At 30.4% G+C, this 15198-nt stretch carries 14 protein-coding genes and 2 riboswitches; of the genes, 2 read left to right on the top strand and 12 right to left on the bottom strand.

Going from position 1 to position 15198, the window contains the following annotated elements; translation table 11 throughout:
* Window positions 1–19: 19 nt before the first annotated feature.
* Window positions 20–814, bottom strand: a complete 795-nt coding sequence (locus JOC70_RS15080; RefSeq protein ID WP_204599720.1) for a site-2 protease family protein — start codon at window positions 812–814, stop codon at window positions 20–22.
* 192 nt (window positions 815–1006) lie between these two features.
* On the opposite strand from JOC70_RS15080, the gene JOC70_RS15075 reads away from it, so the two are divergent.
* Window positions 1007–1459 carry a staygreen family protein gene (locus JOC70_RS15075; RefSeq protein ID WP_204599719.1) on the top strand — a complete coding sequence of 151 codons (453 nt, stop codon included), beginning with the start codon at window positions 1007–1009 and terminating at the stop codon, window positions 1457–1459.
* Window positions 1460–1722: 263 nt separating this feature from the next.
* Here JOC70_RS15075 and JOC70_RS15070 read toward each other — a convergent pair whose 3' ends face one another.
* The 11 genes from JOC70_RS15070 to JOC70_RS15020 all read right to left on the bottom strand — a co-directional run bounded on the left by JOC70_RS15070 (window position 1723) and on the right by JOC70_RS15020 (window position 14403).
* The gene (locus tag JOC70_RS15070; protein ID WP_204599718.1) at window positions 1723–2916 is read right to left on the bottom strand and encodes a glycoside hydrolase family 5 protein; all 1194 of its coding nucleotides are present in this window, start codon (window positions 2914–2916) and stop codon (window positions 1723–1725) included.
* Window positions 2819–5122, bottom strand: coding sequence for a glycosyltransferase family 2 protein (locus JOC70_RS15065; RefSeq protein WP_423880683.1), 2304 nt, complete (start codon window positions 5120–5122; stop codon window positions 2819–2821). The genes JOC70_RS15070 and JOC70_RS15065 overlap by 98 nt, the downstream gene beginning before the upstream one ends.
* A 101-nt stretch (window positions 5123–5223) precedes the next feature.
* The gene (locus JOC70_RS15060; RefSeq protein ID WP_204599717.1) at window positions 5224–6072 is read right to left on the bottom strand and encodes an MBL fold metallo-hydrolase; all 849 of its coding nucleotides are present in this window, start codon (window positions 6070–6072) and stop codon (window positions 5224–5226) included.
* Between the two features lie 30 nt (window positions 6073–6102).
* On the bottom strand, window positions 6103–7335 hold the full coding sequence (locus JOC70_RS15055; RefSeq protein ID WP_204599716.1) for an alginate O-acetyltransferase AlgX-related protein: 1233 nt from the start codon (window positions 7333–7335) through the stop codon (window positions 6103–6105).
* Window positions 7336–7354: 19 nt separating this feature from the next.
* Window positions 7355–8797 carry an MBOAT family O-acyltransferase gene (locus JOC70_RS15050; protein WP_204599715.1) on the bottom strand — a complete coding sequence of 481 codons (1443 nt, stop codon included), beginning with the start codon at window positions 8795–8797 and terminating at the stop codon, window positions 7355–7357.
* A 27-nt stretch (window positions 8798–8824) separates the two neighbouring features.
* Complete coding sequence (locus JOC70_RS15045) at window positions 8825–9052, bottom strand: hypothetical protein (protein WP_204599714.1); 228 nt, start codon at window positions 9050–9052, stop codon at window positions 8825–8827.
* A 51-nt stretch (window positions 9053–9103) separates the two neighbouring features.
* Window positions 9104–10696, bottom strand: a complete 1593-nt coding sequence (locus JOC70_RS15040; RefSeq protein WP_204599713.1) for a CotH kinase family protein — start codon at window positions 10694–10696, stop codon at window positions 9104–9106.
* Window positions 10697–10709: 13 nt separating this feature from the next.
* Entirely contained in the window at window positions 10710–11390 is a 681-nt protein-coding gene (locus JOC70_RS15035; RefSeq protein ID WP_204599712.1) for a DUF4956 domain-containing protein, read from the bottom strand.
* Between the two features lie 56 nt (window positions 11391–11446).
* Window positions 11447–12163 (bottom strand): polyphosphate polymerase domain-containing protein, encoded by a 717-nt coding sequence (locus tag JOC70_RS15030; RefSeq protein WP_204599711.1) that lies wholly within the window; start codon window positions 12161–12163, stop codon window positions 11447–11449.
* A gap of 243 nt (window positions 12164–12406) precedes the next feature.
* Window positions 12407–13459 carry a DMT family transporter gene (locus JOC70_RS15025; RefSeq protein WP_204599710.1) on the bottom strand — a complete coding sequence of 351 codons (1053 nt, stop codon included), beginning with the start codon at window positions 13457–13459 and terminating at the stop codon, window positions 12407–12409.
* 97 nt (window positions 13460–13556) lie between these two features.
* A riboswitch (glycine riboswitch) is annotated at window positions 13557–13666 on the bottom strand.
* A gap of 113 nt (window positions 13667–13779) precedes the next feature.
* A riboswitch (glycine riboswitch) is annotated at window positions 13780–13884 on the bottom strand.
* A gap of 177 nt (window positions 13885–14061) precedes the next feature.
* A complete protein-coding gene (locus tag JOC70_RS15020) occupies window positions 14062–14403 on the bottom strand; it encodes a zinc ribbon domain-containing protein YjdM (RefSeq protein ID WP_204599709.1) in 342 nt (113 codons plus the stop codon).
* A 262-nt stretch (window positions 14404–14665) separates the two neighbouring features.
* Here JOC70_RS15020 and JOC70_RS15015 point away from each other — a divergent pair, with 262 nt between their 5' ends.
* Window positions 14666–15127 (top strand): redoxin domain-containing protein, encoded by a 462-nt coding sequence (locus tag JOC70_RS15015; RefSeq protein ID WP_204599708.1) that lies wholly within the window; start codon window positions 14666–14668, stop codon window positions 15125–15127.
* Window positions 15128–15198: the final 71 nt, after the last annotated feature.

The raw sequence follows: 15198 nt of genomic DNA, 5'->3' as shown, positions 1-15198 counted from the left end.
GGTTTCATTTAAGTTACTGCTAGTAGGTTCTTTTCAAAACTTTTTTGCAAATCTCTGTTTGCTTAAATACTAATATAATCCCTAAAAATAAAATTCCCATTATTATATAAAGAATAAATATAACTTGGTTTTCAGAAGATAAAAATTTATTAATAAGCAAAGGTAGTAAAAGAAGTACCCAACATATGAAGTAGATAATATTCCCTAATAAATCTATATATTGCTTTGATGTTCCTAGTTTATAGCTTACTCTTCTAATTATACTCATTATTATCTGACCGCCATCTAGAATAGGAATTGGTAATAAATTAGAGATAACTAAAGATAAATTGATGCAAGCTAATATAAAGTATAAGTCATTAAAAGAGGATAGCTTAGGTATTGAACTTAAAGCGTTATTTAAATTATTATCTAATCCAGCATAATCTAAAAAATTAAGCATTGCAGAAGAAAATGGAAGGAGAATTTTTATAAAAAACATTTTCATCATGTAGAAAATGTTCTTATTATAAGCAAGTGATAAAGAAACAATGCATGTTAAAAAATTCATTAAAACTCCTGATAATATAATAATCCATTCCTTAACGATGCTTAGCTTGAATACATCATCGTCAGAATAACTTATATATCCACCCAATGGCAAATTTTTAAGATAAAAATTAGTTTCCTGGAGATTAAATCTACAAAAGACAGAGCCTAGCCCAACGCTAAACTCATACACTTTAATATTAAATATTTTACTTGACAGGAAGTGCCCAAGTTCATGTAAAAATACAGAAATATACATCAACACAAAAAATACAAAAATCTCCATTGTTACTACTCCTATTATGTCTAAATTTTAATACTCATTATATAATTTATACTATACCTAATCTTGTTTTATTCCCCTTATCATAGATCATCATTTAGATGTTCTAAGATTTAATTATCCGTAGCTTACTAACATAATAGCTGTAACCATCATATAATACTCTTATAATAAATATATACAAGAAGGTATTATATGAGCAGATTAAACCCTGAAAAGCTTTCAGTGGAATTTAAAGATGGAGTCACTGCTACAGCACCTATTATACCTAGGCGCTATACGCTTACTCATTCTGATATAACTGCAGAACTTTTTTTGACTATTGGATTAAAATATGCTTATGAGAAAATTAATGCTATGAGAGATGAAGTGCTTGGTGAATGGATTAGAAAAGCAGATTGCTACTTTTTTCACGTGTATTTATATGTAGATGGAGAATTTTGTCCAATGGTTACAGCTGTAAGAAATTACGTATTTAGACGCGAGTTACCCCTTGCCTTAGAAGCTATTAGATATGGTGATAGAGTATTCTTTAATGCATATCCCGAATTAGACAACGCTCCAATAATAGTCCACTTTATGTCATCTAATCCTCAATTTAATAAAGTAGAAGATTGGGGTACTTTTTCAAATTATCATATAAGTTAAATATGTTTGTATAATTATAATTCGCAATATTGAATCTACTCTCAAACTCCAGACTTGAGAAAACTTTATCCAATGAATAATTTATTTTTACACACTTAAGTTATCATGGAATTTCATTGAACACCATCAATGTGTAGTTACTTATATCTAGATATTAACTTCAATAACATAATAGATAAATGCCTAAATGGAACAAGTTTTAGCAATTACCTTTGCAAAACTCGTTCCATTTAAAATAACAGAGAATAAATAATGCAGTTTGTTTACTTAACTTGTTTAAGTATATCAACAATTTGTGGGTATTCCCAGTTTAAATTATGTCTATCAAACAATTCATACTTACCTGTTTTATATTCACTACCCCCATTGTCCCACCAAATACACATAATATTCTTTTTTGTTGCAGCGTAAACATAATAATTAGCCCACTCCATACGATCTTCAAGATTCTCTTTGTTTGCCGCACCAAACTCGCTAATAATTACCGGTATACCTTTACTAATAAAATTATAATGAAGATTATTCATAGTCTTATCTATGTCTGCTGTATCTTTCTTATTCTTTTTATTCCAACTCTTGGTGCCACCTTCCTTCATGGCAAATTTATAGGGAACATATTCATGAATTGAAACAATTATACGATCATCTCTTGGCACTATAAAGTCTCCTAAAGCTTCGTCATCAGCTGAATTGCAGTACGGGGCTATCATTAGGTAACGTTTTTTATTTTCAATTCCAGCTTCGCGTATCGTTTTTACGAAGGCAGCATTTAAATTGTTTAACACTTCTCTTGCTTCTTTATTCCCAGCATTCCACTCAAACTCAGTACCAATTAGCCTTGGCTCATTCATCGCTTCAAATATTAAATGTTCATCATAATTTGCAAATCTTTGTGCAATTTGAGCCCACGTTGAACATAAAATTTTTTTTGCATTATCTTGATTTTCATAAGTTGGCACAAACCATTTGTCATGATGAATATCTACAATTGCATACATATCATTTTCAATAACGTAATCAACAACTTCCTGCACTCTATTCATCCACTTTTCATCAATTACACCTTTCTCATCCATATGTTCATACCATGTAACAGGAATTCTAATTGTATTAAACCCACCAATTTTAATTTCATCAATGATAGCTTTAGTAGTAACTGGATTCCCCCAAAAAATCTCATAGATTTCAGGATCTCCATTTATGATCCCCACACCATAGGTATCTAAAGAATTCCCAAGATTCCAACCAACTTTCATCTTTTTTACGAATTGAATACCTGATGGCTTGCTATAAGCATATATGCTAAAACAAATCACAGATAACGTAAGAATTAATATAAGAAATTTTATGCACTGTGTCTTAGAGAAAATCCATTTCTTTGAGTTCATTTGTCTTCGATACTTTTGTATCATTTCTTGCCTCCATTTTCTCTGATTTAGTAGTCCTAGTCTCTTCAATCCATTTCTCTAATAATTTCTGTTTTCCATTATTTGTGTGAATTTCGTTGTAATTTTTTACTGCATATAGCTCAATATTTTCTCTTACTGTTCGTTCATATTCACAATCTAATTCTAAACCATCTACTGGTATCAGTAACAGATTTTCAGGTTTATCTTTTATATTTAATGCAATATATTTATAGTTATAATTTATAACATTCACAAAGTCACCTTTTTCAGTTTTAACATCTACATTCATATTGATTCTAGGAAGTCGTCTATTCTCGTAAAAAGTTTCCTTTGTTCTTTTAGAAACATTTAATCTTAAATCATCAAAGCTGCTAAGAGACTCAGATAAATTTAAAGGCAATGTTGGAACCCTATCGTATATTATTTGAAGATATTCTCTATAGGAATTACACATATCAGTTATATAAAATGCGTATTTCCAGCCATCTTTGATTTCTTCAACATGAACTATTCTTGCTTTCATCTTTGCATTGTATCTATCTGTTTTTAATTGAATGCTAACATCATGTTCATCGTCAATATTTACAGGATCATTTAATATAATTGAAATACCTGTTTCAGAAAAATCTTTTGTTTTACATATACGGCTCATAAATCTATCCTGTATTTCACAATCTATTCTTGCATTAACTCTTTCGCTCTTACGCATATACTCTCTTCCTTGTACAAAGAAAAGAGACATAACTAAGCAGAATAGATTTGTAGCTAACCAGAACAAAACAACAATTGGATTTAATGATCCACTGTCAAAAATTGTGCAGATACAATTGATAATACCTATGATTGACAATACAATTAGAACTAGGAAAGGAATCATATATCCTATGTTCTTACCTTTCTCATTTTGAACTTGACCTTTTTTAGTAACTTGAAATTTCTTTAAAGTTATACCAAAAGTCTCGAGGAGAACTGGAAATAACATATACGGAAACATAAGTGTCTCATATATACTAGTCCACTTTGTGGTTCTAATGTTTCCACTAAGCATTTTCAATGAGATATTACTAGTTATATACATGGGCAGCCAAAATATTAAAACTTCTAATAAAGTACACTTTAACACAACATAACCAAATGTAGCAAAAAGAATTGGTGACATGATATATATTAATCGTTTTATTGGTGCATACCAATACCAAATTGAAGCCATATAATTAATTTTTTGACCTAAGGTCAAATTAGGAGTAAATATGATGTGCATTTTTTTACCTGTTGCTATTACACCCCTTGCCCAACGTACACGTTGCTGAATTAAACTGTTAAGATCCGTTGCTGATAGTCCTGAAGCTAAAACTTCATTAACTGCATAGCAAATATATCCTTTTTTCTGCAATAGAATACCTGTTGCAAAGTCTTCCGTGATAGATTGAGTATAGAATCCACCAATATCATCCAATGCAGCTCTTGATAATACTGTATTAGATCCTCCATAGATAACACTATTGCTTTTATTTCTTGAAACTTGAATATCCTTATAAAAGTAATCTTGCTCATTTGGAATTCTATTTTCTGAGAACAAGTTAAATTGAAACAAATCTGGATTATAAAAGCTTTGTGGTGTTTGTACAAATCCAATTTTAATTTTATCTTCTTCTTTACGATTATTGTTCTTAACTTCTGCATCAACAAAATAAGGTACTGTCTTCATTAGAAAATCATGTTTTGGAATCATATCAGCATCTAAAGTTACAATCAACGGTGATGATGTCACCAACATAGCATGATTTAAATTTCCAGCCTTAGCCCCCTTGTTATCTTCCCTATCTATGTAATTGATGCCCATATCCTTTGCAAGTTTACGTACTTCAGGTCTTCTGCTATCGTCACATAAATATATATGAACTTTACTCTTATCAGGGTAGTCCATATACAAGCATCCATTTACAGTTTTCAACAATATATCATTAGGTTCACTGTATGTTGCTATAAATATATCCACATCAGGATACATATCCAAGGGGACACTTGGCAATGGGACGTTTTCAACCTTATGCATATTAAAATAATGCACAGCTGCTTCTAATGCACCTAGCACTTCTACAGTAATTAAAGCTATGCCCGCAATTAATGATACTAGGCCATATTCAGTGGGTATAGTGTAGAAAATTCTCCAAAAAAGATAAACACACGTAAGCACACTGTTAAGCACCATCCATACTCTGTTCTTATATTTTCCTAAACTCAACTTCTCCACTCCTTAATCCTTATCTTATAACAATGAAAATAAAACTAAAAATATAGTGATTATTTAGTTTTGTAGAACATGCGAAATTATACTAATTTTTCCCACATTGTTCACTTACTTAAGATATGACCAAAATTTAAAACATCTCCATTACTATAGAATACCTTGTCCCCTGATCCTGTATAAAATACTTGAGTGTTAATATCTTTACAAGTTTCCTTTATTATTTCATCGGCATTTTTTGAAGTAACTACCGCATAAGCTGGGTTCAGAATTCTAATAAATCGTTCTGAATTAATATTGGCTCGACCGTGATGAGGTATTTTATAAAGGTCAATATTTTGCCAATTAATAAGCATCATTTCTTCAAGCCTTTTTTTCTCCGCATCTCCTGCAAACAGCATATTTACTTTACCATGTTTAATCAAAGTAACTAGTGAATAGTTATTATCCTTTATGTAATATTTTTCTAACGGCGGATATACAAGTATATTCATCTCTCCAATTGAAAACCTGCGAGTTAATGTTGGGTATATTATAGGGATGCCCTGTATTTTAATTTTTTCATTCAACTTTTCCAACTCTTTATTGCCTTTTGGATAATAAGATTGGATAATATTTTTCACTTTAAAATTATCTATAACATCCATTGCACCACCAATATGATCTAAGTCTGGATGTGTTAGAATTAAATACTCAATACAAGATACGTTTTTCTTTTGCAGATAATTCACAATCTTCTGTGCATCTTGTTTCTCCCCTGTATCAATCAACACATTGATTTCACCTTGTTGTATGAGTATACAGTCTGCATCTTCTTTAAGCTCTAAAAATGAAACTTCTACTGGTGTGCCTTGCGCGATTTTTTTTTCATTTTTCAGATGAACACTCCAGTATCCATAAGAAATAATTGTTAAAAGAATAATCCATCCAAAAATATTTATTATTTTTTTGTACATCCGTAAACCTTCCACTTCTTAGTATTATTTTTATTCTTTCTTTTCACTTTTAAAATAAGGAAAGGCTTCCTCTTTAATATTATGGGGGTATAATTCTATAAATACATAGTCAAATTTATATTTCTCTATATACTTTTCAACATCTACCCTATTTGAAGTTGCCAATGGCCAAATCATATGTATTTCACTACATAATGGTGCCAAGAAAGAAAGAGTTGGTGAAAAATAAGAATCTCGTACACATAAAATTTTAGGCCCATGGGGATTGTTTTTATTCGTTATTTTATCCCATGGATTAATGGTTTCAATATATGTATCATACTTAGAAACAGAATAAATTTTAGAAGAAGATAAAAGATCTAACTGTAATATTGACTCTTCAAAATTACCTTCTTTGTGCTTTTTATCCCCATCAAGATCTTCGGCTTCCCAAACTAAATTTGTTTTAAATTTAGGTGTAATAAGTGTAAAATCATCTAACCCACTATAATTAATTCCTGAATTTCGTCCCATAGAACCAAGCATACTTTGATGATAGTAGTATTTATTATAATTATTTAAATCACGATAAAATCCCTTTGGGTCTAGTTTTGCGCCATAGCGACTTTCCATGTCATTCACTAAAGCACGAAACGCAAGAAAAGCTGCTTCAACTGTCCAGTGATGGTCCGTTTTATAGAAAAGTTTTTCATAAGGTAGTCCTGATTCTAATATTGTTTTACGTAAATCCAATGTTTCCACACCATTATTGTGAAGATAAAGCAAAAATTCATCTTGAATTTCATTTGTATTATTGATTGGAAAACCTTTATCAAATACTGAGATATTTGGTACATACTTTTCCGGTGGATTAATAAATAAAACTTTAGTACCTTTCCTTTCAAGACTTTTTTTTAATCTTCGAATTCGTTTTGCATATTCTTTTAAATTAGGATCATCTTCTCTATAAAAGCTTGCATAATTTAAAAATCCTTTTTTATCTTTTCCATAGGTAAAATTATCTATTTCGCTTTTGCCCAACAACTTTTGAATATAAGCGTAAGTTTCAATAAAATTAATTTTACATAACAATTCCTCATTGGCCGTTTCTTCTACTTTACTAATTAATTTTTTTACATCACTTTGATTATTTATTTTGCCATACTTTACAAAAGTTTCATTCATCTCATCAAATTGATATATAAAATTGGCAATGCCGAAAGCAAATAATATAAAAACAAATATTCCTGCAAATATATACTTTTTCATAAAGAACTGTTTCATATTTATGCCTCCTTGCAACCTAAAAATTAAAGTAGATAAACGGATTATATGTACCTCTTGCTAAGTAAACAACACATATAATAAATAAACCAATCATTACAATTGGATAAGCAATAGTATATACAGTACCAATCACAGACATCTTTCGTTCTGCTAGTAGCAAGTTCATCTTTCTTGCAATTGGTGTACATAATAAAACTCCTAGAGCCAGCCATAAAAAATTTTCCTTTATAAATACAAGTGCTAAATCACTATAAAATCCATTATTATTAAGTCCAAACATGTTAAGATAATATCTCCCCGCTTGGTATAAATCATTTGCTTTAAAAGCTACCCAGCCAAATGTTACTATAATCATTGTGTATATGCTCATTAAAATTGGATGCTGATTATTCTCGTGATATCGTAAAAAACGTTCTGCTAATATGAAGATAAAATTCCACATTCCCCAAAATATAAATGTCCAATTTGCTCCATGCCAAATACCTGTTAATAGCCATACAATAAATAGATTACGAACCATTTTATCTTTACTTTCAACTCTTGAACCACCCAGTGGGAAATATACATATTCTCTGAACCAAGTTGATAATGAAATATGCCATCTTCGCCAAAATTCTGTGATAGACCTTGAAATATACGGATAATTAAAGTTTTCCTCAAACTTAAATCCAAACATCAAGCCTAGTCCAATTGCCATATCAGAATATGCAGAGAAGTCAAAAAAGATCTGCAATGTATAGGCAATTGCCCCCAGCCAAGCAAGCATCACTGGCACTTCATAGGATTGTTGCCCAATTGTTGACCAGTTAAAAATGCTATCTGCCATTGCTGCAAAATTATTGGCTAGCAACATTTTTTTCCCTAATCCTGTTACAAATCGGCATGATCCTACTGAAAACTTTCTCCAAGTAGAAGTACGATTTCTGATTTGATCGGCAATATCATTATATTGAATAATAGGACCTGCAATTAACTGTGGAAAAAATGCTATATATAATCCAACATAAAATGGATTTTTTTCAACTTTTGTCTTTCCTGTATAAACATCAATAACATATGATAATGCTTGAAAAGTAAAAAATGAAATTCCTATAGGCAACTCTATTGTTGTAGTAGGCAATAACTGACGCCCAGATATGTCATTAATATTTCCTATCATAAAATTTAAGTACTTGAATACAAATAATATGCCAATGTCTATACAACAAGCCGCAACAAGTAATATTTTCGCTCTTTTCTCATTCTCACAACTTTTTTGAATAAAAATTCCAAATAATGAGTTTAATAAAATTGAAGATAACATAATCAGCACATAAATCGGCTCGCCCCATGCATAAAAGAAAATACTAGAAATAAACAACCAAATATTCTGTGCCAATCTTGAAATGCTTAGCGAATAGTAACCCAGTATTACAATCGGTAAAAAATAAAATAAAAATATTATACTTGAAAATAACATTTACCTTCTCCTACACAACAAATACTTTCAGTTTTCTTTATTTTGATAATAAAAAAAACTTATTATTATACTTAATAAACAAACACAAAAGGATATTCTAAAGAACCATATCCAAAAAGGTGTATCTACAACTTGCAAGAAGTATTTAACTTCCTCAAGTTTTTTGGGTATATCTGCTGCAAAAACACTGTGGGTATGAAAGGAAATAATTAATGAAAAAAAGAATACCATATTGATAATTGTAAATTTATTCATAGTTATAAACCTCCTCCTTGTCCTATTTATTAATAGGTTCATACTACGATATTAGCTCCTAGATACATAAATTATTGGAACACAGAACAATGCAATAACCAATAACAACATTACATTCTTTCGACTGCTCCAATTTGTTTCCCATATTGTACTCCCTTCTAAAATTTCTAACCTTTTGAGAATTATATTTCCATGCTTTCTTAAAATTGTTTTTAGCTTATATATCTCTTGATCATAATTAGAAGTTTTGCGATAAATCACGTCATTGTCTATATCTACATAGGATTTTAATTCATAACTATTTTGCTTTTTCCTAATCTCATTCCAACGAAACCACTCACGTTCCTTAGCTGGGCCAATATATGCTTGGATTTGTTCAATAGTGATCATAATATTTTCTTCAGAAAGATACTTTCTTCTGAGTTCTGAATAGCGTTTTTCAAGTTTTAATACAAATGCTTTGTCTGTTATAAGTCTATCAAACCATGGTGATGTTTGAAAAGCCATCACTTCGATATGCATAGGTTGTTCGGTATAATTGTCTACAGCACCATCATAGTCCCATACCGGCCCAATACAAAGTTTTCCTCCTAAATCCTTGTACATATAAGTAGAATTATTACCTGCATCATAATTTCCAAAAAATTCATTGACCAGAAAATAATCAATAAAAGAGTCAACATTGATATATTTAGGATAAGTAGAAAATTCCGAAAAACTATTTGAATATAGTATTCTCTCTATTTTGCTTATATCCTTTTCAATGTAATCTATCATTTCTGGAGTTACACTGTGTTTACTAGGATAACGTAATCCGAGATAACCTTTACTAAGCTTTTTTTCAGTAGCATATGTGTTAAGCATAATAGACTCCTCATCATATCTGTCTCTGCGAACCATATAACTATTATAATGTTCTGTAGGCTTATATTTAGAAATATTTACTCTATCTGGGCCTTGTTTAACGCTTTCTTGTAAAAGATAAACTCCCTGATAGGTATAGGTACCCTTTTCTTTTGTCACCACTTCGCAATACTTGCTATCCTGTGTATACGGCATAAACTGTGATGCAATACGATAAGACAAATAATTGCGCATCATGCTTTTATCAGTCATAGTACCATTGATAATCCACTCATTATCTTCACCCATACCTAGTAATGGTAGTTCATTATCTTGTCCAGTTTCTGTTACTAACTTCACTAAATATTGAGGCTTAGCATATTGCATTGATGTATTTCCACGTCGTTTGATTTTTATTTTGCTTTTAATGAATGACTTATCTGTTAAGTGGTTCCTTTTCCCATTATCTATCACTTGTATAGTACCATCTACATAGGGCTCAATTCCTTTAATTGGTTCAAAAAGGAATGTTTTTGGATTAAATTTTGTATTTATCGGTGGTTCTATGCCTTTAGTATCAATAATGACTATTGGTAAATGAGAAGAGAAATCTTTTTTTATTGTAAAATCTTTATTCAAAGATACAAGTGCATTATCTTCGTGTTCAGCACTAACCAATGGTTGGCTATAAGAATTAGTGCTTTTTACCTCAGCGTTTTTATTATTATAAATAGTTATACTAAAAACGATAATAAGACTTACTATAATTACTATTAAACTGATAATGCGTTTATTTGTCATTTTGAACCATCCTTTATCGATTTATCTCATCATTTTGGCATACAATATTAACATTCGCAATACCTTCGTCTTTATATAGCTTGTCCGTAATAGATTCTTCATTTTTATTTACAGCATTAATTATTACTTGAGAAAGCTCGTATATATACTCTACTGTTTCAGGCGAAGTGTTCTTTACTCTTAAACGTGCTTTACCTTTATATTGAGCATTTACAATTTTTTCGATATATTCTTCACACTTACGTTGCCCACGAATAACAAGTAGATAGCGTTCATTAGTTTTAACCATTCCAAACGCTAATAAAAATAAAAATATTACTGCTGATCCAACTCCAGCAATCATAAATTCTGAAACACCACAGCATATTCCAACAGCAATGCACCAAAAGATATATGCTGTATCTCTTGGATCTTTGATAGCTGTACGGAAACGCACAATAGATAGAGCACCAACCATTCCTAATGATAGGGCTATATTATTTCCAATTACGTTCATAACCAAAGTTGTGATTAGCGTAAGCATAACTAAAGACACATTAAAACGTGCACTATATAATGCACCGGAATGTGAAAAACGATAAGATATATATATAACAGCACTTAGCACAACTGCCATTAAAAAATTAAATAAAACTCCTTCTAATGTTAACGCCCCGGTATTTGTAACTAAGTAATCAAACAATTGTTCTTTCATAGTTTCCTCCATACTTAAATGCATAAATTATTATATTATTGACTTAAGAACTATCTTTACGTAAATAACCCACCATTACATTGGCTAACACTTCTAGCTAAACAATATTTACTGTTTGAAGTAGCCATTTTATTACATGTTGCCAATAAATCTCTAACATAACTTAATAAAAATCCATTATATTTTACTTCTAATGTTACATCATCAAAATTGCTAACTGGATATAAATTTATATTTTCATCAAATAAATCTAAATTATTTTCGGTTGCTGCAATACGAGCATCAAGGGTAATGCGTATATCATTTTCTGGTACGTAAAATGCAGTTCGGTTGTATTCAACAATGCATTTTGCCATATAAAGCTGCTGCACCATAAGAAAATACATTTCTTCTGCAAAAGGACTTTTGTAAGCTAATAAGCATTCATATCTTCCTGCTATTAACATCAATGCATCTTCCTTTGAAATTGTAAGTGAGCGTTTGCGCTGGCTATCTCCCATTTTCTCTTTCAATTCCAGTTTCGCAGTATTCTCGCTTGGAGAATAAATACGCAGCCTTACTTTTTTTCGATATTCATAGCCTTCTTCTTTTTCTGTATAATCAGTATTATCTATTGTATCAAAATATAATGACCTTACCATATAACCACCATTAGAAGAATTATGTACATCTTCATGTAGAACCTGCGAAAGCAATTGATACAACTTACTAGATGCTATTTGGGATATAATATATTTCTTTTCCTTTCTAAATACATCTATCATTTCCTTCATTTTCTCAACGCACCCTTCCTAAATATACATTTGGAGTTATGGGATTAATATCTTATTCTCAAAACAAATACACCAGTATCGTAATAATATTTGACTTTTTAATATTTACTAATAGTCATCTACTATTGTTATATCTTTATTTGTTCACCACGCCATAATATAACACATTTTTACTATTTTGTCTATTAAAAACATCATCTAAATCCATATAAAAACAAAAAGAATGAAAGAGTGCTAACTCTCTCATTCTCTAGTAAATACTATTTGACCTTTGAATTTTTCACTTGGTCTTTTTAATTTTACCTTAGTATTAGGATTATCTTTTATTTCATTATCCATATCCTCAATCGTCCTATCATTTGTAGTATTCCTTATACTCAAAGATATCTTTTCTTCCTCATCATTTTGCAATTTCTCCTTTAGCTGAATTAGAATTATTGAAGACATAATCAAAACTATACCTATTAACTGAGGAATTTCAAATAATTCACCAAATATTATAAATGCTAATATTGAGGCTATTACAGGTTCTACACTTGCTACAATACTTGCTTTACCTGATTCAATGTATTGAAGTGATTTAACAATTGAACAATTTGGTACAAGAGTAGACACAACCCCAAGTCCAATAATGTTGCCTAATGAAGATGTGTCCTTAACCGATGTTACTAATGTCCATGGTGGTGCAAAGAACCATAAGAATATTGCTCCAAATAAAAATGAATATATTAAATGAGTTTTATATGAATATTTTTTTATACCTATTTTACCTAAAATATTTTGAAGTGCAACTGCAAAGCCAGAAGTTACTCCCCATATAATACCTATTAAATTTACTTTAAAAGCACTACTATCATATGCTTTTACTACTAAGCAGCACCCTACTATAGCTAATATTAAAGCTATAAATTTTTTAACTGTAAATTTCTCCTTGAATATAAAGTAGGATAAAACTACTACAATAATAGGGTTAATAAACAATAGAACTGAAGCAGTAGCAACTCCTGTATACTTAACTGCATAAGTAGAAGCTATAAACATTCCATCTAAGGCAAATACACCGTAAATAGCAAATAGCAATAGTCCTTTTAAATCTGTTTTAAAACACTTTGGATCTTTTATTAAGTTGATAATAATATAAGCTATTACTGCAACAGTGGGCCTAAAAGATGATATCGTCATAGAATCAAACCCAAAATCAGCTAAGTTCTTCAGAAAAATTCCCATAGCACCCCAAGAAGCTCCTGCAAGTAATGCATAAAAATAACCTTTTTTAATATTATTAGAATCTCCCATAAGATATCTCCTCTCTGTGAGTCTTTTAATGTAATTTAAGAAAAAAAATGAAGAGAGAACAAACCCCAAGTTTGCTCTCTCTGTTTAGTCCAGAGTCTATCCAGATATAATCCTTTTGCCTGAGAATTTCACTTTATTTCATTGGGATAAAATAAAGTTTGTCCCTTCGGCGGCCTAAAACTTTAAGCTCTCTCTTATACCCTTCACCTAGTACAGTGTATATTTAGTTTTATATATTGGAATAGCTATTCTCGTAAAAAAATAAAAAAATAAAGAGAGAACAAACCCCAAGTTTGCTCTCTCTGTTTGTATCCAGAGTCTATCCAGGTATAATCCTTTTGCCTGAGAATTTCACTTTATTTCATTGGGATAAAATAAAGCTTGTCCCTTCGGCCACTTTTAAAGTCGTCTCTTATATCCTTCAACTAGTAAATTATTCACTTTGTATATCATTTACATTCTAAAATAAAAACATATAATTGTCAACAATGTTTGCATGTTCTTCATTATATTTACATTTCATTTTCAAGCTTTTACTCTTCTTATTGGTGAATTTGTTAAAATTTATAAAAATGGACTATCATTACTTAGTATATAATTTTCTATATCTTTTTAACAAATTCAGATTTTAATTTCATAGCTCCAAAACCATCAATTTTACAATCAATATCATGATCTCCATCAACTAATCTTATGTTTTTTACTTTTGTACCCATCTTTATAGATGATGAACTTCCTTTTACCTTTAAGTCTTTAATTACTGTTACAGAATCACCATCATTTAATATATTCCCATTTGAATCTTTAACAATCTTTTTATCTTCACTATTTTCATTTCCTGATTCTGAAGTCCATTCATGAGCACATTCTGGGCAAACCAAAACATTTCCATTTTCATAAGTGTACTCTGAATTACATTTTGGACAATTTGGTAAATTAAGCATAATTTTGTTTCCTCCACTTGTTGTTAATTTTAATATATAAGAATTATTTTACCATTACTACTTAGCATAAATATTAATTATAAACTTGAAGTTTACAAAAAATATATAAGGGGTTCCTTATATGCCATCATATAGTATCATATTTTTTTCCTATTGACAAATCTCACTTCAAGCCATCCATAAAGCTCCACATTCTGCATAAATTTTACCTACAAGAGCATCCTAATATTAATACATGTATCATTGAAAGGAGACTAAAATAATGAAACTTATTGAGGTTGGCAGTGTTGCACCAGACTTCAGCGTAAAAGATGATAAAGACCAAGACATAAATTTATCAGACTATAGAGGAAAAAAGGTACTGCTCTCTTGGCATCCCATTGCTTGGACACCAGTATGTACTGATCAAATGAGAGCACTAGAAAATAACTGGCAGACCTTTCAAAAACTCAATACAGTTCCTCTTGGATTCAGCGTTGACCCCACACCTTGTAAAAAGGCATGGGCAGCAGCAATCTTAGTTAATAATGTAAGTCTTCCTTCAGACTTTTGGCCTCATGGAAAAGTTGCAAAAGACTATGGAATATTTAATGAGGAACATGGAGTATCAGAACGAGCAAACATTATAATAGACGAAAGTGGTAAAGTTAAATGGGCAAAGGTGTATTATTCCCAAGAACTCCCTGATATAAATGAGGTTATACAGGTTTTATCCAATATGTAGTAACAATTTTCCATGATTTGACCTATATTTATAAATTATAAGAGGTAAGCACAAGCTCACCTCTTATTTTG

Source organism: Clostridium pascui (assembly GCF_016908015.1).
GTDB lineage: Bacteria > Bacillota > Clostridia > Clostridiales > Clostridiaceae > Clostridium_AK > Clostridium_AK pascui.
This window is presented reverse-complemented; position numbering and strand designations above follow the sequence as displayed.